20 protein-coding genes are annotated in these 18129 nt (G+C 72.4%); 7 read left to right on the top strand and 13 right to left on the bottom strand.

The window, feature by feature from the left end; genetic code table 11:
• Positions 1-169: 169 nt before the first annotated feature.
• A complete protein-coding gene (locus ACQB60_RS35435) occupies positions 170-499 on the top strand; it encodes a WhiB family transcriptional regulator (protein WP_384830049.1) in 330 nt (109 codons plus the stop codon).
• 53 nt (positions 500-552) lie between these two features.
• Here ACQB60_RS35435 and ACQB60_RS35430 read toward each other — a convergent pair whose 3' ends face one another.
• Entirely contained in the window at positions 553-1455 is a 903-nt protein-coding gene (locus ACQB60_RS35430; protein ID WP_496930224.1) for a LysR family transcriptional regulator, read from the bottom strand.
• Between the two features lie 79 nt (positions 1456-1534).
• On the opposite strand from ACQB60_RS35430, the gene ACQB60_RS35425 reads away from it, so the two are divergent.
• Positions 1535-2203 (top strand): MOSC domain-containing protein, encoded by a 669-nt coding sequence (locus ACQB60_RS35425; protein ID WP_496930223.1) that lies wholly within the window; start codon positions 1535-1537, stop codon positions 2201-2203.
• 34 nt (positions 2204-2237) lie between these two features.
• Positions 2238-3011: an SDR family NAD(P)-dependent oxidoreductase gene (locus ACQB60_RS35420; protein WP_496930222.1), complete on the top strand. Its 774-nt coding sequence runs from the start codon at positions 2238-2240 to the stop codon at positions 3009-3011.
• A gap of 70 nt (positions 3012-3081) precedes the next feature.
• On the opposite strand, the gene groL is transcribed toward ACQB60_RS35420, so the two are convergent.
• The 3 genes from groL to ACQB60_RS35405 form a co-directional block, all read right to left on the bottom strand.
• Positions 3082-4710, bottom strand: a complete 1629-nt coding sequence (gene groL / locus ACQB60_RS35415; RefSeq protein ID WP_496930221.1) for a chaperonin GroEL — start codon at positions 4708-4710, stop codon at positions 3082-3084.
• Between the two features lie 116 nt (positions 4711-4826).
• Entirely contained in the window at positions 4827-5135 is a 309-nt protein-coding gene (gene groES, locus ACQB60_RS35410; protein WP_018528412.1) for a co-chaperone GroES, read from the bottom strand.
• Positions 5136-5669: 534 nt separating this feature from the next.
• A complete protein-coding gene (locus ACQB60_RS35405) occupies positions 5670-6593 on the bottom strand; it encodes a polysaccharide deacetylase family protein (RefSeq protein WP_496930220.1) in 924 nt (307 codons plus the stop codon).
• An 82-nt stretch (positions 6594-6675) separates the two neighbouring features.
• Between ACQB60_RS35405 and ACQB60_RS35400 the strand changes: the two genes are divergently transcribed.
• Complete coding sequence (locus tag ACQB60_RS35400; RefSeq protein ID WP_496930353.1) at positions 6676-7884, top strand: class I SAM-dependent methyltransferase; 1209 nt, start codon at positions 6676-6678, stop codon at positions 7882-7884.
• Here the strand turns inward: ACQB60_RS35400 and ACQB60_RS35395 are convergent.
• The gene (locus ACQB60_RS35395) at positions 7881-9359 is read right to left on the bottom strand and encodes an MFS transporter (RefSeq protein WP_496930219.1); all 1479 of its coding nucleotides are present in this window, start codon (positions 9357-9359) and stop codon (positions 7881-7883) included. The genes ACQB60_RS35400 and ACQB60_RS35395 overlap by 4 nt on opposite strands.
• A 94-nt stretch (positions 9360-9453) precedes the next feature.
• Between ACQB60_RS35395 and ACQB60_RS35390 the strand changes: the two genes are divergently transcribed.
• Both ACQB60_RS35390 and ACQB60_RS35385 read left to right on the top strand, forming a co-directional pair.
• On the top strand, positions 9454-10137 hold the full coding sequence (locus ACQB60_RS35390; protein WP_496930218.1) for a TetR/AcrR family transcriptional regulator: 684 nt from the start codon (positions 9454-9456) through the stop codon (positions 10135-10137).
• A gap of 66 nt (positions 10138-10203) precedes the next feature.
• Positions 10204-11304 (top strand): hypothetical protein, encoded by a 1101-nt coding sequence (locus tag ACQB60_RS35385; RefSeq protein ID WP_496930217.1) that lies wholly within the window; start codon positions 10204-10206, stop codon positions 11302-11304.
• A gap of 13 nt (positions 11305-11317) precedes the next feature.
• On the opposite strand, the gene ACQB60_RS35380 is transcribed toward ACQB60_RS35385, so the two are convergent.
• From ACQB60_RS35380 to tsaB, 4 genes are read right to left on the bottom strand one after another with little or no spacing between them, the layout of a single operon-like run.
• Positions 11318-11581 carry a hypothetical protein gene (locus ACQB60_RS35380; protein ID WP_496930216.1) on the bottom strand — a complete coding sequence of 88 codons (264 nt, stop codon included), beginning with the start codon at positions 11579-11581 and terminating at the stop codon, positions 11318-11320.
• On the bottom strand, positions 11578-12714 hold the full coding sequence (gene tsaD / locus ACQB60_RS35375) for a tRNA (adenosine(37)-N6)-threonylcarbamoyltransferase complex transferase subunit TsaD (protein ID WP_496930215.1): 1137 nt from the start codon (positions 12712-12714) through the stop codon (positions 11578-11580). Before tsaD ends, ACQB60_RS35380 begins: the two co-directional genes overlap by 4 nt.
• Positions 12707-13204 (bottom strand): ribosomal protein S18-alanine N-acetyltransferase, encoded by a 498-nt coding sequence (rimI, locus tag ACQB60_RS35370; RefSeq protein WP_496930352.1) that lies wholly within the window; start codon positions 13202-13204, stop codon positions 12707-12709. Before rimI ends, tsaD begins: the two co-directional genes overlap by 8 nt.
• A gap of 29 nt (positions 13205-13233) precedes the next feature.
• Positions 13234-13890, bottom strand: coding sequence for a tRNA (adenosine(37)-N6)-threonylcarbamoyltransferase complex dimerization subunit type 1 TsaB (gene tsaB / locus ACQB60_RS35365; protein WP_384830016.1), 657 nt, complete (start codon positions 13888-13890; stop codon positions 13234-13236).
• Between the two features lie 166 nt (positions 13891-14056).
• Between tsaB and ACQB60_RS35360 the strand changes: the two genes are divergently transcribed.
• A complete protein-coding gene (locus tag ACQB60_RS35360; protein WP_496930214.1) occupies positions 14057-14611 on the top strand; it encodes a L,D-transpeptidase in 555 nt (184 codons plus the stop codon).
• A gap of 34 nt (positions 14612-14645) precedes the next feature.
• Here the strand turns inward: ACQB60_RS35360 and ACQB60_RS35355 are convergent, their stop codons facing one another.
• The 4 genes from ACQB60_RS35355 to alr all read right to left on the bottom strand — a co-directional run bounded on the left by ACQB60_RS35355 (position 14646) and on the right by alr (position 18079).
• Positions 14646-14825, bottom strand: a complete 180-nt coding sequence (locus tag ACQB60_RS35355; protein ID WP_496930213.1) for a hypothetical protein — start codon at positions 14823-14825, stop codon at positions 14646-14648.
• Between the two features lie 178 nt (positions 14826-15003).
• Positions 15004-15516, bottom strand: coding sequence for a tRNA (adenosine(37)-N6)-threonylcarbamoyltransferase complex ATPase subunit type 1 TsaE (tsaE, locus tag ACQB60_RS35350; RefSeq protein WP_496930212.1), 513 nt, complete (start codon positions 15514-15516; stop codon positions 15004-15006).
• Between the two features lie 120 nt (positions 15517-15636).
• Positions 15637-16842: an alpha/beta fold hydrolase gene (locus ACQB60_RS35345; RefSeq protein ID WP_496930211.1), complete on the bottom strand. Its 1206-nt coding sequence runs from the start codon at positions 16840-16842 to the stop codon at positions 15637-15639.
• Between the two features lie 46 nt (positions 16843-16888).
• The gene (alr, locus tag ACQB60_RS35340) at positions 16889-18079 is read right to left on the bottom strand and encodes an alanine racemase (RefSeq protein WP_496930210.1); all 1191 of its coding nucleotides are present in this window, start codon (positions 18077-18079) and stop codon (positions 16889-16891) included.
• Between the last annotated feature and the right edge of the window lie 50 nt (positions 18080-18129).

The following is an 18129-nucleotide window of genomic DNA, read 5'->3' as shown; positions in this document are numbered from 1 at the left end:
GAGACCCTCAAGGTTTCATCACAAGCTATGCCCCATTTAGCCCTTTTTCTTCCCTTTTGCTGGTGTCTGTGGCTAGATTCGCAATGAGTCATATTTTCATCTCCTTAGATAGTAGATGTACGGTCGTGGGCACCGTATCCGCGTCAGAACGGCTACCAGGAGACAAGCAATGGCAGATTTCTCCCGCCTTCCCGGACCGAACGCAGATCTCTGGGACTGGCAGCTCCTCGCGGCCTGCCGCGGGGTCGACAGCTCGCTCTTCTTCCACCCGGAGGGCGAGCGCGGAGCGGCGCGGAGCGCTCGCGAGAACTCGGCCAAAGAGGTCTGCATGAGGTGCCCGGTACGGGCGGAGTGCGCCGCGCACGCACTGGCGGTACGCGAGCCCTACGGAGTGTGGGGCGGGCTCACCGAGGACGAGCGCGAAGAGCTCATGGGGCGCGCCCGCAACCGGCTCGTCACGGCCTCCGCGTCCAGTGGCAGCGCCTTGTCACGTAACTGAAGGAACGATTCTTCTAACGGCCGGTCACGGCGGGCTTCCGCCGGCTCTCCGGGTCAGCGGGCGGCGGCGCGGGCGAGGTGGTCGAGCGTCGCGGCCACGGCCGGCACCTGGGCCAGATCGGGCAGCGTGAGGGCGACGATCTCCCGCTGCACCGCCGGCTCCACCGTCACCGCGAGGGCCCCCTTGGGCCGTACGGACTCGATGGCGAGCTCCGGCAGGACGGCGACCCCGAGACCCGCGCCCACCAGGCCGATCACCGCCGGGTAGTCGTCGGTCGCGAAGTCGATGCGGGGCGTGAAGCCTGCACTCTCGCAGACCTCGACCAGCTGGCGGCGGCAGCGGGGGCAGCCCGCGATCCACGGCTCGTCGGCGAGTTCCCCGATGGTCACCGAGTCCGCCTTGGCGAGGCGGTGGCCCTCGGGCACCAGGCCGACGAGCCGGTCCGCGAGCAGCGGGCGCACCACGAGGTCGTCCCACTCCTCGGCGCAGGTGCCGTCGGCGCGCTCGTAACGGAAGGCGAGGGTCACGTCGCAGTCGCCCTCGCGCAGCATCTCGACCGAGCGCGGCGGTTCGGCCTCCACGAGGGAGACGCGGGTGCCGGGGTGGGCGGCGCGCAGCGCGGCCAGGGCGCTCGGGACCAGCGTCGAGCTGCCGCTGGGGAAGGAGACGAGGCGGACCCGGCCCGCGCGCAGGCCGGCGATGGCCGCGACCTCCTCCTCGGCCGCGGTCAGCCCGGCCAGGATCCCCGCGGCGTGCCGGACGAGGGCCTCGCCCGCCTGCGTGAGCCGCATCTCGCGGCCCGTGCGGATCAGCAGCGGGGTGCCCGCCGAGGTCTCCAGGGCCTTCATCTGCTGGCTCACCGCGGGCTGGGTGCAGCCCAGCTCACGGGCGGCCGCCGAGAAGGAACCGGTGGCGGCCACGGCGCGCAGGACACGGAGATGGCGGGCTTCGATCACCCCTTGAGCATAAGTGAGCCTTGGGCAAGGCGCGAAATATCACGTCGCCGCTTTGAGCCTGCTCGCCTAGCCTGCCTCTATGAAGCTCCTCTCCGTGAACCTGGGCCGGGCCACCTCCTCCGCACACACCGACGCCCCCTCGGGGACCACCGGCATCGACAAGCAGCCGACGGCGGACCGCGTGCATGTCTCCGCCCCCGGACCGAAGGGCGTCGCCGGCAGCGGCCTCGCCGGGGACGACGTCTGTTTCCGCCGGGTGCACGGCGGCGACGACCAGGCCGTCTACGCGTACGCGCGCGAGGATCTCGACGCGTGGGAGCGACTGCTCGGGCGGTCGCTCGCCAACGGCTCCTTCGGCGAGAACCTCACCACCATCGGGCTCGACGTGAGCGGCGCGAAGATCGGTGAGCGCTGGCGGGTCGGCTCCGAGCTGGTGCTCGAGGTGACCAGTGGGCGCATTCCCTGCCGTACGTTCCAGGGGCACCTGGGTGAGCGGGGGTGGGTGCGGCGATTCACTCAAGAAGGCGTTCCCGGGGCCTACTTCAGGGTCGTCGAGCCGGGCGACATCCAGGAGGGCGACGCCGTCGAGATCGTGCACCGGCCGGACCACGAGGTCACCGTCGCCCTGCAGTTCCGGGCGATCACCACGGAGCGGACGCTGTTGCCGCGGATGCTCGCGGCGGGGGACGCGCTGCACCCGGAGACCCTCGCGGACGCCCGTAAGTACGTCGCCCAGCAGGCTGGTTGACCCTGCGTCACCGTCCAGTCATTAGCCTGGGCGCATGACTACGGCTCTGATTACGGGATCCACGGCCGGTATCGGCGCCGCCTTCGCGCGCCGCCTGGCCGCCGACGGACACAACCTCGTCCTGGTGGCGCGCGACACGAAGCGGCTGCGGGAGCAGGCGACCGAGCTGCACGACCGGCACGGCATCGAGGCGGAGGTGCTGACCGCCGACCTCGCCACGGACGAGGGCATCGCCGCCGTCGAGGAGCGTTTGTCCGACCCCAGGAACCCGGTCGACCTGCTGGTCAACAACGCCGGCTTCGGCAACAAGGGCCGCTACCTGGAAGTGCCGATGGCCGACGAGCTGACGATGCTCAAGGTGCACTGCGAGGCGGTGCTGCGGCTGACGACGGCGGCCATCGAGTCGATGCGGCCGCGCGGGCGCGGCGGGGTGGTGAACGTGGCGTCGGTGGCGGCGTTCGTGCCGCGCGGCACGTACGGCGCATCGAAAGCCTGGGTCGTGCAGTTCACCCAGGGCGCGGCGAAGGACCTGGCGGACTCCGGGGTGCGGCTGATGGCGCTGTGCCCCGGCCTCGTCCGTACGGAGTTCCACCAGCGGGCCGGCATGGGCACGGACAACATCCCCAAGTGGATGTGGCTCGACGCCGACAAGCTGGTCGCGGCGGCCCTCTCCGACCTGGCCCGCGGCAAGTCCCTGTCCATCCCGGACCCGCGGTACAAGGCGATGATGGGCGTGGTGAAGGTGACGCCGAGGGCGCTGATCGGCGGGATCACTTCGCGTACGGGGCGCAAGTACGGCCCCCGGTAAGGACGTTGACCGACGCACCGAGGCCCGGCACCCCCGAAGGGGCGCCGGGCCTCGTCGCTGAACCCGTGGGTCAGTGGGCGTGCCCGTGACCGTGGCCGTGACCGGCCTCGGCCTCTTCCTCGGCCGGCTTCTCGACGACCAGGGTCTCGGTCGTGAGGAGCAGGGAGGCGATGGACGCGGCGTTCTCCAGGGCGGAGCGGGTCACCTTGACCGGGTCGATGACGCCGGCCTTGACCAGGTCGCCGTACTCGCCGGTGGCGGCGTTGAAGCCGAAGCCCTTGTCGAGCTCCGCCACCTTGGAGGTGATGACGTAGCCCTCGAGGCCGGCGTTCTCGGCGATCCAGCGCAGCGGCTCGACGACGGCGCGGCGGACGACGGCGACACCGGTGGCCTCGTCGCCCTCCTTGCCGAGGGAGCCCTCGAGGACCTTCGCGGCGTGGACGAGCGCGGAGCCACCACCGGAGACGATGCCCTCCTCGACCGCGGCGCGGGTCGCGGAGATGGCGTCCTCCAGACGGTGCTTCTTCTCCTTCAGCTCCACCTCGGTGGCGGCGCCGACCTTGATGACGCACACGCCGCCGGCCAGCTTCGCGAGGCGCTCCTGGAGCTTCTCGCGGTCCCAGTCGGAGTCCGTGGCCTCGATCTCGGCCTTGATCTGGTTGACGCGGCCCTCGACGTCACCGGCGTTGCCGCCGCCGTCGACGATGGTCGTGTCGTCCTTGGTGATGGTCACGCGGCGGGCGGTGCCGAGCACGTCCAGGCCGACCTGGTCGAGCTTGAGGCCGACCTCCTCGGCGATGACGGTGCCGCCGGTGAGGGCGGCCATGTCGCCGAGCATCGCCTTGCGGCGGTCGCCGAAGCCGGGGGCCTTGACGGCCACCGCGTTGAAGGTGCCGCGGATCTTGTTGACGACGAGGGTGGAGAGCGCCTCGCCCTCGACGTCCTCGGCGATGATCAGCAGCGGCTTCGAGGAGCCGGCCTGGATGACCTTCTCGAGCAGCGGCAGCAGGTCCTGGATCGAGGAGATCTTGCCCTGGTGGATGAGGATGTACGGGTCCTCGAGGACGGCCTCCATGCGCTCCTGGTCCGTCACGAAGTACGGCGACAGGTAGCCCTTGTCGAAGGCCATGCCCTCGGTGAAGTCCAGCTCCAGACCGAAGGTGTTGGACTCCTCGACGGTGATGACACCGTCCTTGCCGACCTTGTCCATCGCCTCGGCGATGAGCTCGCCGACCTGCGTGTCCTGGGCGGAGAGACCGGCGACGGCGGCGATGTCCGACTTCTCGTCGATCGGACGGGCGGTGGCGAGGAGGTCCTCGGACACGGCCTTGACCGCGGCGTCGATGCCCTTCTTCAGGGCGGCCGGGGAGGCACCGGCGGCGACGTTGCGCAGGCCCTCCTTGACCAGGGCCTGGGCGAGCACGGTGGCGGTGGTGGTGCCGTCACCCGCGATGTCGTTGGTCTTGGTCGCCACCTCCTTCACCAGCTGGGCGCCGAGGTTCTCGTACGGGTCCTCGACCTCGACCTCGCGGGCGATGGTGACACCGTCGTTGGTGATCGTGGGGGCGCCGAACTTCTTGTCGATGACGACGTTGCGGCCGCGGGGGCCGATCGTCACCTTGACCGTGTCGGCAAGCTTGTTGACGCCGCGCTCGAGGGCGCGACGGGCGTCCTCGTCGAACTTCAGGATCTTCGCCATGGGAGCGGTTCAGCCCTCTCGGAAAACTGGGTCAAAAACGAAGCCGCGCCCCTCGCCGCCCGGCATCAGCGGGGTGGCCAGGGGCGCAGCTCTTCAAAGCATTCGCTTCGAGGTGACTACTTCTCGACGATCGCGAGCACGTCGCGGGCCGAGAGGACGAGGTACTCGTCGCCGTTGTACTTCACCTCGGTGCCGCCGTACTTGCTGTACAGCACGACATCGCCGACCTTCACGTCGAGCGGAAGGCGCTCGCCGTTCTCGAAGCGGCCCGGGCCCACGGCGAGGACGGCGCCCTCCTGGGGCTTCTCCTTCGCGGTGTCCGGGATGACCAGGCCAGAGGCCGTGGTCTGCTCGGCGTCGAGCGGCTGGACCACAATGCGGTCCTCGAGCGGCTTGATGGCAACCTTGGAGCTGGTGGTCGTCACGATCCGACCTCCCCCTTCGGAGATCTCACGGGGTTAACTGTCTGAGGTGGCGACCAGGTGGATCCGTCGTCGCGGGTGCCGGACCTGCCCGTCGCTATTGGCACTCTCCAGTGGGGAGTGCCAGGCCCGAGACTAGGACGACGATTAGCACTCGGTCAAGCGGAGTGCCAATTGGCTAACGCCGTGTTTATCGGTGAGCGGGGCGACCCTCCGGGGCGGGGGTCCCCTCGGGGGCCGGCTCGCCCCTTGCGGGACAACGGTCACGCTCCCGCGATGGTGCCTTCGAAGCTTCCGGAGCTTTCGAGGCTTCCGGAGCCTTCGGAGCCTTCACAGGGGTGGGATCCGCCGTGCGGAGCGGCTGCCCGCAGCGAGACGGCTCGCTCCCCGGTCTGCCCTTCCGCGGCACCTTCTGGGCCGCCTTCCTGCCCAGCCTCTCGATCGGGTCCACCGAGTCGGCGCACGCGGTGAGTGCGGGCGCGAGCACCGCGGTCGCCAGCAAGCCCGCCAGCAGTCTGTGCGCCCGCGCCCGCCGCGTCACAGGTAGTCCTCCAGCCTGGCCACCGCGTACCCCTTGTCCGTCACCGTCTTCATGACCCGGCGGATCATGTCGGGCATCGTGCCCTTCCAGTCCTCACGCCCCCGGAAGTGCGTGAGGATGATGTCGCCGGGGTGCAGGTCCCGGTCCCACTCGCGCCACTCCATGTGGTCGACGAATGCTTCGGACGCCCACAGTGGCACCGCTTTGACGCCGCAGGACTTCGCGGCGCGCAGCGTGTCCTGGTTGTAGTTGCCGTACGGCGGGCGGAAGAGCTGGGGGCGCTTGCCGTAGTGCTTGCGGATCACGTCCTGCATGCCGCAGATCTCGCGCCGCTGCCCCTCGTACGAAAGCCCGGGCAGATAGCGGTGGTTGAGGGTGTGGTTGTTGAGGGTGACCCCCCTGTCCTGCATCTTCTTGAAGTAGCCGTAGTCCTCCTTGACCAGGTAGTCGCTGAGGAACGCGGTGTAGGGGATCTTCAGTTCGCTCATCATCCGCAGCAGCGCCGGGTCCTTCTCGGCGCCGTCGTCCATGGTGAGGAAGACGACCTTCTCCTTGGTGGGGACGGTCGTGAAGACGGGCGGCAGGTGCGCCTGGTCGCGGACCTCGAAGCCCTTGCGGGTGGCGATGTGCGGCTTCTTGGCGGGCGGGCGGGGTGCGGCGAGGGGGGTCCTGGCCAGGCCCCAGCGCTTCGCGGCGGCGGCCCGCTGGGCCTGGGCGACGCGCAGCTTGTGGGCGTAGCTGTCGAGGGCGCGGGCCGGCGGGGCCTTGAGGGGCTGCTGGCCGGGGGCGGGGCGGACGGTGTCGCCGTCGCCGGACGCGCAGCCCGAGACGATCGCGGTGAGGGCGAGAGCGGCCACGGTGGCGTACGCCGGGAGCTTCCGCTTTCTGGCTCTTTTGTCGTTTTGTCGTACTAGTTGCATGGCGCCGGATCCTCGCAGCTCACAGCCCTGCAGCCAGGCCGACACCGCCACCGGACGCGCACCATCCACCGACTGGCCCACAATGGGCCGGGTGAACGACCAGCTCTCCCCCGCATCGGAATTCGCCGCGCTGCTCGCCCCCGAGGGCCGCGCCCTCCTCGACGAGGTACGGGACGTCGCACCGGCCGGGGAGCTGGCCGCGGCCACCCGCCTGCGCCGCACGCACCCGGCGGCGCTGGTCTCGGCGGCGCTCGCGCAGGCGCGGCTGCGGCAGCGGGCGGTGGCGAAGTTCGGGGCCGAGGACGCGGCCCGGATGTTCTTCACGCCGGACGGTGTCGAGCAGGCCACCCGCACGTCCGTCGCCACCCACCGCGCCGAGTCCTTCAAGGCCCTGGGCGTACGGAGCGTGGCCGATCTGTGCTGCGGGATCGGCGGGGACGCGATCGCGCTCGCACGGGCCGGGATCTCCGTGCTCGCCGTCGACCGGTCGCCGCTGACGTGTGCGGTGGCGCGGGCGAACGCGGAGGCGCTGGGGCTCGCCGAGCTCATCGAGGTCTGTGAGGCGGATGTGACGGAGGTGGACACGGCTTCGTACGACGCCGTGTTCGTGGATCCGGCGCGGAGGGGCGGGCGAGGGAGGATTTTCGATCCGGAGGCTTACTCGCCGCCGCTGTCGTGGGCGGTCACCGCCGCGTTGAAGGCTCCGCACGCCGCGTTGAAGATCGCGCCCGGCATCCCGCACGAGGCGGTGCCCGCCGAGGCCGAGGCGGAGTGGATCTCGGACGGCGGGGACGTGAAGGAGGCCGTGCTGTGGTTCGGCACGGGCACGGCGCGCTCGCACCGGGCGACCCTGCTGCCCTCCGGCGCCTCCCTGTGGACCTCCCTCGACGCGATGCTGCCCGACCCCGAGGTGCGGCCCGTGGGGCGGTACTTGTACGAGCCGGACGGCGCCGTCATCCGGGCCCATCTGGTCGCGGAGGTGGCCCGGCAGGTGGGCGGCGGGCTCATCGACGAGACCATCGCGTACGTCACGTCCGAGGAGCGGCACAGCACCCCGTACGCCACCGCGTACGAGATCACCGATCAACTGCCCTTCAACGTGAAGAAGTTGAAGGCACTGCTGCGGGAGCGCGGGGTCGGGATCCTGACCGTCAAGAAGCGGGGGTCCGCCGTCGAGCCGGAGGAGCTGCGCAAGAAGGTGAAGCCGCAGGGGCGGCACGCGGCGACGGTGTTCCTGACGCGGGTGGCGGGGGCGCCGACGATGCTGGTCGGGCACCCCCTCCACGACTAGGACCCGAGCAGGCCCCCGACCCGAGCAGGGCCCTGGGAACGGGACTTGTGCAGCGCCGCCGTCGCCAGTGCCGCCGCCGCGAGCAGCGCCGCCGACACCGCGAACGCCGTGGCGTAGCCGTCCGCGAGCGCGGCCGGGCCCGGCCGGTCGCCCGAGGTGCCCGAGGTGCCCGAGGTGTGGGCCGCGACGGTCGCCAGGGCCGCGAGGCCGAGTGAACCGCCCAGCTGGCGGGAGCAGTTGAGCAGCCCCGCCGCCATGCCGGTCTCCTCGACGGCGACGCCCGACGTGGCCGCCGCGCCGAGCGGCACGAAGCACATGCCGGTGCCGACGCTGGCCACGAGCGAGGGGCCGAGGACCGAGCCCGCGAAGGTGCCGCCCGCCTCGGCGGTCAGTGCGAACCACAGGAACCCGGCCGCCCCCAGGAGCCCTCCGGTCACCAGCAGCGCCCGCTCCCCGAACCGGCCCACGGCGCGCGCCGCCGCGGTGGACCCGGCGACGACGCCCACGCAGAACGGCAGGAAGGCGGCTCCGGCGCGCGTGGGCCCGTACGACAGGACCTCCTGGAGGTAGAGCGAGGTGAAGTAGAACGCGGCGAACTGGCCCGCGGACATCAGGAGCGCGAAGACGTTCGCGGAGAGCACCGGGCGGCTGCGCAGCAGCCCGGGGCGGAGCAGCGGGGCGCGCTTGCGGGTCTCGACGGCGGTGAAGGCGGCGAGCAGGGCGGCGCCCGCGAGCAGTGTGATGAGGGTGGTGGCGGAGGTCCAGGCGTGGGTCTCGGTGCGCACCAGGCCGAGGACGAGCACCGACGTCCCGGCCGTGACCAGGAGTCCGCCGACGAGGTCGAGGCGGGGCGCGGGGTGGGTGCGGCGGTCGGCGGGGACGGCGCGCGGGGCGACGGCGAGGGCGGCGAGCACCACCGGGACGTTGATCAGCATGACGGAGCGCCAGCCCGCCCCGTCGGTGAGCAGCCCGCCGCCCATGACGCCGACGGCACCGCCGAGCGCGCCCACGGCGCCCCACAGGCCCATGGCCCGCGAACGGGCCGGTCCCGCCGGGTAGTTGACGGTGATGAGGGCGAGCCCGACCGGGGCGAGCGCCGCCGCACCCGCGCCCTGCACCGCCCGCGCGGCGATGAGCTGGCCCGGCGTACCGGCGAGGCCGCCGAGGAGGCTCGCGGCGCCGAAGACCGCGAAGCCCCACATCAGGGTGCGGCGCCGCCCGATGACGTCGGCGAGCCGTCCGCCGAGCATCAGCAGGCCCCCGAAGGCGAGGGCGTAGGCGTTCACGACCCAGGTCAGGGAGCCGTCCGCGAAGCCGAGGTCGGCGCCGATGTCGGGCAGGGCGATGTTCACGACGGACACGTCGAGGGAGACCAGGAACTGCACCGCGAGCAGCACCGGGAGCAGCCAACGGCCGGGCAGGGAAGGGGAGTTAACCCCGTCCGTGGACACCTGTGGGTTCACTTTCTGCGTCATGGCGCGGAGATTACTATACGCGTATAGAAAATACCTCGGGCGGTGTCGGGAGAGGGCTTGGCGGGCGCGCGGGAGAGAGCGGGAGAATGGCCGCGTGGCAGCTGAAGCAGCGGAGAACGGCAAGGCCAGGCGCCCCGTCGGCCGTCCCCGGCGGATCGAGGCCGGGGCGATCGTGGACGTGGCGCGGCGGATCCTCCAGGAGGAGGGGGTCGGGGCGCTGAGCATGCGGCGGGTCGCCCGGGAGGTGAGGGCGACGCCGATGGCGCTCTACCACCACGTGCGCGACAAGGACGAGCTGCTGATGCTCACCCTGTCCGGCACGGCCGCCGCCATGGAGCGCCCCGAGCTCCCCGCGGACCCCCGCGACCGGCTGCTCGCCGTCTCGCTGCACATGCACGCCGTACTGCGGTCGATGCCCTGGGTCGTCGAGGTCCTCAGCCTCGGCGATCTCACCGACAAGGGCGCCCTGTGGATGGTCGAGGAGATCGTCGGGGCGGGCATCGACTGCGGGCTCGACCCGGTCGAGGCCGTGCGCGCCTACCGGACGATCTGGCACTGCGTCTACGGCGATCTGGTGTTCCGGCGCGCGATGGAGCGGCGCGCCGAAGAGCCCGACCGCAAGCGGTACTTCCCCGACCTGCTCACCGAGGCGGACGCCGCCGAGCTGCCGCACCTCGCGCAACTCGCGGACCAGTGGCTGGAACTGACCGAGGACTACGACGTGTCACAGCAACTGGGCGCCGTCATCGACGGGTTGCTGGCGGCCGCCGGGCGGTAGGCGCCGGTGGCTCCGGGGGCTTATGGTGCGGGGCCAGTCGAACGCACGTCATACGGGGGAACAGATATGGCCATACCGAGCCACGGCACCGTCGGACAGGGAAGCGGGGTGGGCCGGGCCGACGCCGCCGGCGCGCCCGCCTACCTGCGGATGGGCACCGTCGTCATCCTGTACGCGCTCGCGGCCACGGTCTGGACCGCGTACGAGATCAACGACTACGACGTCCAGGGCGAGGGGCACTTCTTCAAGTCCCTGTGGGACCCGCGTGCGGGCATCGTCCCCATGGCCCAGACGCCCTACGACTGGGCCATGGTCGCGACGGCCCTGGTCGCGGGCGCCCTCGCGCTCGGGCGGCGCCGGGTGGCGCGCGGCGCGCTGATGCTGTTCGCGGTGGCCCTCCTCTGGCTGGCGCTGCGCGATCTGATCGGCCTCTCGGCCTCCGACACCTACCGCGAGCTGGTGACCGCGAGCGACTACGGCAAGGGGTTCATCGCCGTCCGGGTGACCGGGCTCGTCATCGGCATCGCGGTCCTCGCGGAGATGGCCCGCGCCGGGCGCCGCCCGCTGCCGCCCTTCGGGGCTCCCCAGCAGCAGTACGGATACGGCTACCCCGCCGCCTATGGCGCCCCCGCCCCGTACGACGGCTACGGCCCCGGCGGCCAGGTCCCGCCGCCGCCCGGCTATCTGCCGCACCCCGGCGGTCCCCGCCCCGGCGCCGTCGCGGCCGGTGTCTGTCTGCTGCTGATGGGCCTCACCGCACTCGGCTGGCTCATCTACCGGCTCACGCGGCACTCCGTGTACCTCACGGGCACCACGTACGGCGGCGGCACCGACTCGGACGCGGGCGACTTCTTCCGCAACCTCGTGGACGCCTCGCACGGCCCCTCGGACCCGTACGTCTTCTACTCGGTCGCGCTCGTCGCCGCGCCGCTGCTGATCGGCACCGTCCTGCTGCAGCGCCGCCCGGCGGCCCGCGGCGCCGCGCTCGCCCTCGCGTTCATGGCCCTGTACATCGACGTGCGCGGCCTGGTGCCGGTGTTCGACGAGGGGCACTGGGACGCCTACTTCGACACGACGGTCGGCGCCCTCGCGCTGCTGACCTCGTTCTTCACGGCCTTCTTGGAGGTCGTGGTCATCGTGACGCTCCTGCGGGTGCCCGAGGAGTGAGCCCCCGGGCGCCTCAGCCGGCGTCGGCGCCCAGCGACTCGAACCGCCAGCGGTGCACCGAACGGGTCAGCAACTCGCCCGCGGGCTCCGGGAGTTCGGGCAGCTCGGCGTCGAGGTCCGCGTCCCACCAGGTGATGACGAGGACCCGGTCCTCGGGGGCCCGGAAGGTCTCGCGGCGCAGGGGCGTGGCCGCGAGCTCCTGCCCCCGGGCCCAGTCGAGCAGCTCGGCGCCGCGGCCCTCGGCGGCCCTGGCCTCCCACATCAGCGCGACGGTCATGAGTACAGGTTCTCCTTGCTGACCTCGTGCACGTGGTCGTGGTCGTGCGTGGGGGCGTGACCGTGACCGTGACCGTGCTCGTGGCCCGGCACGTGCGGCTCCGTCACGGGAAGCGAGGAGTCCGCCGAGAGGCCCAGGTCCGACGCGGTCCGGTTGCGGGCCACCATCTCCGCACCGAGCGCAGCGACCATCGCGCCGTTGTCCGTGCACAGCTTGGGCCGGGGCACCCGCAGCCGAATCCCGGCGCGCTCGCAGCGCTCCTGCGCCAGCGCCCGCAGCCGGGAGTTGGCGGCCACGCCGCCGCCGATCATGAGGTGGTCGACGCCCTCGTCCTTGCAGGCCCGCACGGCCTTGCGGGTCAGCACGTCGACGACCGCCTCCTGGAAGGACGCCGACACGTCCCGCACGGGAACGTCCTCGCCCGCGGCCCGCTTCGCCTCGATCCAGCGGGCCACCGAGGTCTTGAGCCCGGAGAAGGAGAAGTCGTACGCGGGGTCGCGCGGCCCGGTCAGCCCGCGCGGGAACGCGATCGCGTCCGGGTCGCCCTCGCGCGCGTACCGGTCGATGACGGGCCCGCCGGGGAAGCCGAGGTTGAGCACCCGTGCGATCTTGTCGAACGCCTCTCCCGCCGCGTCGTCGATGGTGGCGCCGAGCGGGCGCACGTCCGAGGTGATGTCGGCGGACAGGAGCAGCGAGGAGTGGCCGCCCGAGACGAGCAGCGCCATCGTCGGCTCCGGCAGCGGGCCGTGCTCCAGCTGGTCGACGCAGATGTGCGAGGCCAGGTGGTTGACGCCGTAGAGGGGCTTGCCGAGCGCGTACGCGTACGCCTTCGCGGCCGAGACGCCGACGAGCAGCGCGCCCGCGAGTCCGGGCCCGGCGGTGACGGCGATCCCGTCGAGGTCCTTGGCCGTGACGCCCGCGTCCTTCAGGGCGCGCTGGATCGTCGGGACCATCGCCTCCAGGTGGGCGCGGCTCGCGACCTCGGGCACGACGCCGCCGTACCGGGCGTGCTCGTCGACGCTGGAGGCGACGGCGTCGGCGAGGAGGGTGGTGCCGTGGACGATGCCGACACCGGTCTCGTCGCAGGAGGTCTCGATGCCGAGGACGAGCGGCACGTCGCGTGAGTCAGCCATGAAAGTCGGTTCCTTGTACGGAAGTTGCGGGATCGGTCAGCTTCATGACCAGGGCGTCCACGTTCCCCGGCTGGTAGTAGCCGCGCCTGAAGCCGATGGGCTCGAAGCCGAAGCGCTCGTAGAGCTTCTGCGCCCGGGTGTTGTCGACGCGCACCTCGAGCATCACCTCGGCGCACTCGAAGGCGGTCGCGTGCGTCAGCAGATCGGTGAGCAGGCGCGCACCGAGGCCGGTGCCCCACTGGTCGCGGGCGACGGCGATGGTCTGGACGTCGGCCTGGTCCCCGGACGCGGCGAGGCCCGCGTAGCCGACGAGCCGGCCCTCGGCGGAGCCGCCGTCGGATGCCGTGTCCATGGCCACCGCGTAGCGGCGGGTGGCACCCGGCCCGCGGGCGTGCGCCAGCTCGGACCAGAACATGCCGCGCGACCAGGCGTCGTCCGGGAAGAGCTCCTTCTCCAGGGCGAGCACGGGATCGATGTCCCACCAGCGCATCTCGCGCAGCACCGCATCGCTCACCGGAGTCACTTGGGGGTGACCACCTTGTAGTTCTTGGGCACTTGGGCGTCCGGGCGGCGCAGGTAGAGGGGGCGGGGCTCCAGGAGCTCCTCGCCCTTCGCGAGCCGCTCCGCCGCGAGCGAGGCCAGCGCGGCCGCCGAGACGTGCTCGGGCCCGCGGGCGTCCGGGAACGTGTCCGGGTAGAGCAGCGCGCCCGCTCCGACGGCCGGGAGCCCCGCGACGTCTTCGGCGATCTCGGCGGGCCGGTCGACGGCGGGCTCGGTGAGCCGGGTGCGCGGGTCCGCGTACCGGGCCCAGTAGACCTCCTTGCGCCGGGCGTCCGTGGCCACGACGAAGGGGCCTTCCTCGATCCCGGAGGCGTGGGCGAGGCCGTCGAGCGTGCACACCCCGTGCACCGGCACCCCGAGGGCGAGGCCGAAGGTGTCGGCGGTCATCAGGCCGACCCGCAGTCCGGTGTAGGGGCCTGGGCCCACGCCGACGACGATGCCGGTGACCGCGTCGAGTCTCAGTCCGGCGTCGGCGAGCACCCGGTCGACGGACGGAAGCAGCAGCTCCCCGTGGCGGCGGGCGTCCACCTGACTTGACGCGGCGACGACGGCGGACCCGTCGTGCAGGGCGACGGTGACGGCGGGGGTTGCGGTATCGAGAGCGAGCAAGAGCACGCAAACAGCCTACGGCTCCGGCGACCGGCGCACGGCCCCGAGCGGGGTCCGCCACCCTTCAGGGGTGCGTTCCCCGGGGGCAACCCCGGGATGGCGTGCGCCTGCCGTTCGTACGCCTGCTGCTACCGTCACCCCGTAGCCGTACGGAGTACGAAGAGGTGGCGCAGTGGCAAGGAGCAGCTCGGGATTCGTGGCCGGGCTCACGGCGGCGGCACTCGCCGTGGTCGGCTTCCTCGCGTACCAGGCTTCGGCCAGCGCGCCGGACTCCCTCACGGGCAAGCACCGCGAGAAGTCGCCCAGCGCGTCCTCCTCGCGCTCCCCCAAGGACAAGGCCGACCCGAAGGCGCTGCCCGGCCAGTCCGGCTCCGGCGAGCGCGTCGTCTACGCGCTCGGCGACCGGCGGGTGTGGCTGGTCGACAAGAGCAACAAGGTGGAGCGCACGTTCGAGGTGACGGCGGGCTCGGTCGACCCGGCTCCGGGCACCTACACGGTGAGCTCCCGCTCGGGCTCCGTGACCGGGACGGACGGCAAGGCGATCGAGCACGTCGTGCGGTTCACGAACAACGACGGGGTCGCGATCGGGTTCAGCGCGGCGGTCGACGGCTCGACGCCGAAGCCCGACCCGTCGAAGAAGACCGGCGGCATCCGCGAGTCCCGCAAGGACGGCAACGCCATGTGGGAGTTCGCGCTGATGGGGACGAAGGTCGTCGTCGTCCCGTAGTCGCGTGGATCCGTAGTACGTGGATCCGTCGCCGTCACGCGGCGTCGCGGCGCCCCGTCTCCTGGGGGCGGAACGCGGGCTCCGGGTCGCGGGGCGGTGTCGAGACCGCGTCCGCCGCGGCGCAGGCCGCGAGCAGATCCCTTATCGACGGACCGCCGGAGATTCCCGGCAGCCCGTACGGCTGCGGCTGCGCTTCGTGCTCTGAAGCCGGCATGGACGCCTCCTGGGGCCGCGGGGGCAGACGTGGTTAGGTAGACCTAACCAGGACCGGTATCCATACGACCACGCCCGGCGTGCTCCGTGCAACATCTTGCCGACACCATGTCGGAACCTTAGGGGGAAAGTACGAAGCCCCCGATGAACTCGTGCGAGTGGCCGGCAGGCACTCGTGGTCAGCCGTCGAGCGACGCCAGGTCCGCGTCGGCCCACCGCTCGCCGATCCCGGTCAGCGTCACCTCGCGCACCTCGTCGGTGGTGTCCCCCACGGCCCGGTCGATGACGACGTGCAGCCGGTCGTCCGAGAGCTCCTCGACCTTGCCGTCACCCCACTCCACGACGATCACCGAGTCGGGCAGCGAGACGTCCAGGTCCAGGTCCTCCATCTCGTCGAGCCCGCCGCCCAGGCGGTACGCGTCGACGTGCACGAGGGCGGGGCCGGAGCCGAGGGAGGGGTGGACGCGGGCGATGACGAAGGTGGGCGAGGTGACGGCGCCGCGCACGCCGAGCCCCTCGCCGAGCCCGCGCGTCAGCGTCGTCTTGCCCGCGCCCAGCTCACCGGTGAGCATGACGAGGTCGCCGGGGCGCAGGATCTTGGCCAGCCGGTGGCCCAACTCACCCATCTCCTGGGGAGAGTTGACGGTGCGGTGCAGAGTGGCGGCGGGGGCCTGGCGGTGCGGTGCTTCCATGCCGTCCACGGTAGCCGCTGACGGCCGCCGGTCCGTCCGGGTCGGGGCCCGGTCCACCCGCCGGTCCACCCCGTGGTCCACCCGCCGGTCCGCCTCATGGTCAGCCCTGCGGGTCCCGGGTCACCCCACCGCGCTGCGCGCCCGCTCCTTGGCCCGCGTGAGCAGGTCCGCGAGCCGGTCCGTGACCACCTCCGGGTGCTCCAGCATCACCAGGTGCCCGGCGTCCGGCACCAGGACCAGCTCGGCGTCCGGCAGGTGGTCGGCGATGGCCTCGCTGTGCTCGCTGGGCGTGACCAGGTCCTTGTCCCCGGCCAGGACGAGGACGGGGAGGCGGCCGAAGTGCCGCAGGGCGGCCGCCTTGTCGTGCTCGGCGAAGGCCGGGTAGAACTCCGCGACCACGTCGATCGGCGTCGACTCGATCATCCGCTCGGCGAACCGCGCGATGGCCGGGTCCACGTCCTTCGACGAGAACGAGTAGCGCTTGATGATGCCCGCGAACAGGTCGGCGGTGGCCCGCCGCCCCCGCTCCACCAGCTCCGCCTGCGAGCCGAGCGCCCGCAGCACTCCGGGCAGGATCCGCCGCACCGCGTTGACGCCCGCCACCGGAAGGCCGTAGTTGACCTGACCGAGCCCCCCGGACGAGGTACCCACGAGGGCGACCCCGGCGACCCGGTCCCGGATCAGCTCGGGGTAGTGGGCGGCCAGCGCCATCGTCGTCATGCCGCCCATGGAGTGCCCGACGAGGACCAGCGGGCCCTCGGGCGCCGCCGCGTCGATGACGGCCTTCAGGTCGCGGCCCAACTGGTCGATGGAGACCGGCACATCGCGCTCGGTCTGGTCGACACCGCGCCCCGAGCGGCCGTGGCTGCGCTGGTCCCAGTAGACCGCGCGGACCACGCCGCGCAGGGCGGCCCGCTGGAAGTGCCAGGAGTCCTGGTTGAGGCAGTAGCCGTGGCTGAACACGACGGTGACGGGGGCCGGGACCTTGCGCCCGAAGAGCCGCCGCCTGCGGGGCGCCGACGCGCTCTCCGGCTCGGGCTCGTCGATCTCGTACGAGAGTTCCGTGCCGTCCTCCGCGACGGCCGTGCCCGGCGTGCCGCGCAGCGAGCCGTAGGGGCCCGAGGCGTCCAGGGCGAGGCGGGCCTTCTTGCGCATGCCGCGGCCGACCGTGAGCCGCTCGATGGCGACGCCCGCGGCGGCCCCGGCGGCGATGACGCCTATCGCGGCGCCGGCCACCCCGGCCCTGCGCCAGTTCCCGGCCGCACCGGCGCCGGCCGCCGCCAGCGCCACGTCCGCCGCGGCCGCCCCCGTGCTGCTCTCGCTCACGTGCCGCTCCTCCTCAGTCGTCCGCCCTCGGGCCCAGTCTGGGGACTCAGCCCGCCGCCCGCGCGTCCGCGTCGTCCACGTCGCCCGACTCGTCCATCTCGTTCACATAGACGCGGGGAACGCGCGAACCGATCCGGGTCACGATCTCGTACGCGATGGTGCCCGCCGCCTGCGCCCAGTCCTCCGCGGTCGGCTCGCCCCGGTCGCTGGGCCCGAACAGGACCACTTCGGAGCCCACCGGCGGCTCGTCCCCGCCCAGGTCGACCACGAACTGGTCCATCGCCACCCGGCCAGCGACCGTGCGCAGCTTGCCGCCCACCAGGGCGGGGCCGCGGCCCGACGCGTGCCGGGGAACGCCGTCGCCGTACCCGGCGGGGACCAGGCCGAGGGTCGTGTCCCCGGGTGTGACGTAGTGATGCCCGTAACTCACGCCGTGACCCCCCGGAACGTGCTTCACCAGGGCCAGGGACGCCGTGAGCCGCATCACCGGGCGCAGGCCGAAGTCCTCGGGGGTGCCGATCTCGGGGCTCGGCGAGATGCCGTACATCGCGATCCCGGGGCGGACCAGGTCGAAGTGGGTCTCCGGAAGCGTGAGCGTGCCCGGGGAGTTGGCGATGTGGCGGACCTCGGGGCGCACCCCCTGCCGCTCGGCCCCGGCCACCATCTCGCGGAAGACCGTGAGCTGGGCGGCGATGGAGGGGTGGCCGGGCTCGTCGGCGCAGGCGAAGTGGGACCAGAGGCCGGTGACCTTGATGAGCCCCTCGGCCTCGGCGCGCAGGGACTCCTCGACCAGCTCCGCCCAGTCGGCGGGCTGGCAGCCGGCCCGCCCCAGGCCGGTGTCGGCCTTGAGCTGGACGCGGGCCGTGCGGCCCGCATCGCGGGCGGCGGCGGTGACCTCGCGCAGCGCCCACAGCCCGCTCACCGACACGTCCAGATCGGCCTCGACGGCCTCGCGCCAGGGGCCGCCCGGCGTCCACAGCCAGCACATGATCCGGCCGGGGAGCCCGGCGGCCCGCAGGGCGAGGGCCTCCTCCGGAGTGGCGGTGCCTATCCAGTCGGCGCCCGCCTGCACGGCGGCACGGGCACAGGGGATCATCCCGTGGCCGTACCCGTCCGCCTTCACGACCGCCATGAACGCGGCGCCCGGCGCATGGGCGCGCAGGGCCCGCACGTTGGCGCGCAGGGCGGCCAGGTCGATCTCGGCGCGGACGCGCGGGATTGCTGGAGTCTCGGTCACGCGCCCAAGTCTCTCAGAGCCCGCCGACAGCACCCGGACACGCGTTCAAC

The organism is Streptomyces odontotermitis (genome assembly GCF_050510915.1).
In the GTDB taxonomy this organism is placed as follows: Bacteria; Actinomycetota; Actinomycetes; order Streptomycetales; family Streptomycetaceae; genus Streptomyces.
This window is presented reverse-complemented; position numbering and strand designations above follow the sequence as displayed.

Coding starts and splice junctions, on each gene's coding strand:
- ACQB60_RS35395 (WP_496930219.1), bottom strand. CDS start 9,359: ATGACGCAGAAAGTGAACCCACAGGTGTCCACGGACGGGGTTAACTCC.
- tsaE (WP_496930212.1), bottom strand. CDS start 15,516: ATGGAAGCACCGCACCGCCAGGCCCCCGCCGCCACTCTGCACCGCACC.
- tsaD (WP_496930215.1), bottom strand. CDS start 12,714: ATGGCTGACTCACGCGACGTGCCGCTCGTCCTCGGCATCGAGACCTCC.
- groL (WP_496930221.1), bottom strand. CDS start 4,710: ATGGCGAAGATCCTGAAGTTCGACGAGGACGCCCGTCGCGCCCTCGAG.
- ACQB60_RS35400 (WP_496930353.1), top strand. CDS start 6,676: ATGGGCCGGGTGAACGACCAGCTCTCCCCCGCATCGGAATTCGCCGCG.
- ACQB60_RS35385 (WP_496930217.1), top strand. CDS start 10,204: ATGGCCATACCGAGCCACGGCACCGTCGGACAGGGAAGCGGGGTGGGC.
- ACQB60_RS35425 (WP_496930223.1), top strand. CDS start 1,535: ATGAAGCTCCTCTCCGTGAACCTGGGCCGGGCCACCTCCTCCGCACAC.
- ACQB60_RS35420 (WP_496930222.1), top strand. CDS start 2,238: ATGACTACGGCTCTGATTACGGGATCCACGGCCGGTATCGGCGCCGCC.
- ACQB60_RS35355 (WP_496930213.1), bottom strand. CDS start 14,825: ATGCCGGCTTCAGAGCACGAAGCGCAGCCGCAGCCGTACGGGCTGCCG.
- ACQB60_RS35435 (WP_384830049.1), top strand. CDS start 170: ATGGCAGATTTCTCCCGCCTTCCCGGACCGAACGCAGATCTCTGGGAC.
- rimI (WP_496930352.1), bottom strand. CDS start 13,204: ATGCGCTGGTGGGACATCGATCCCGTGCTCGCCCTGGAGAAGGAGCTC.
- ACQB60_RS35380 (WP_496930216.1), bottom strand. CDS start 11,581: ATGACCGTCGCGCTGATGTGGGAGGCCAGGGCCGCCGAGGGCCGCGGC.
- ACQB60_RS35405 (WP_496930220.1), bottom strand. CDS start 6,593: ATGCAACTAGTACGACAAAACGACAAAAGAGCCAGAAAGCGGAAGCTC.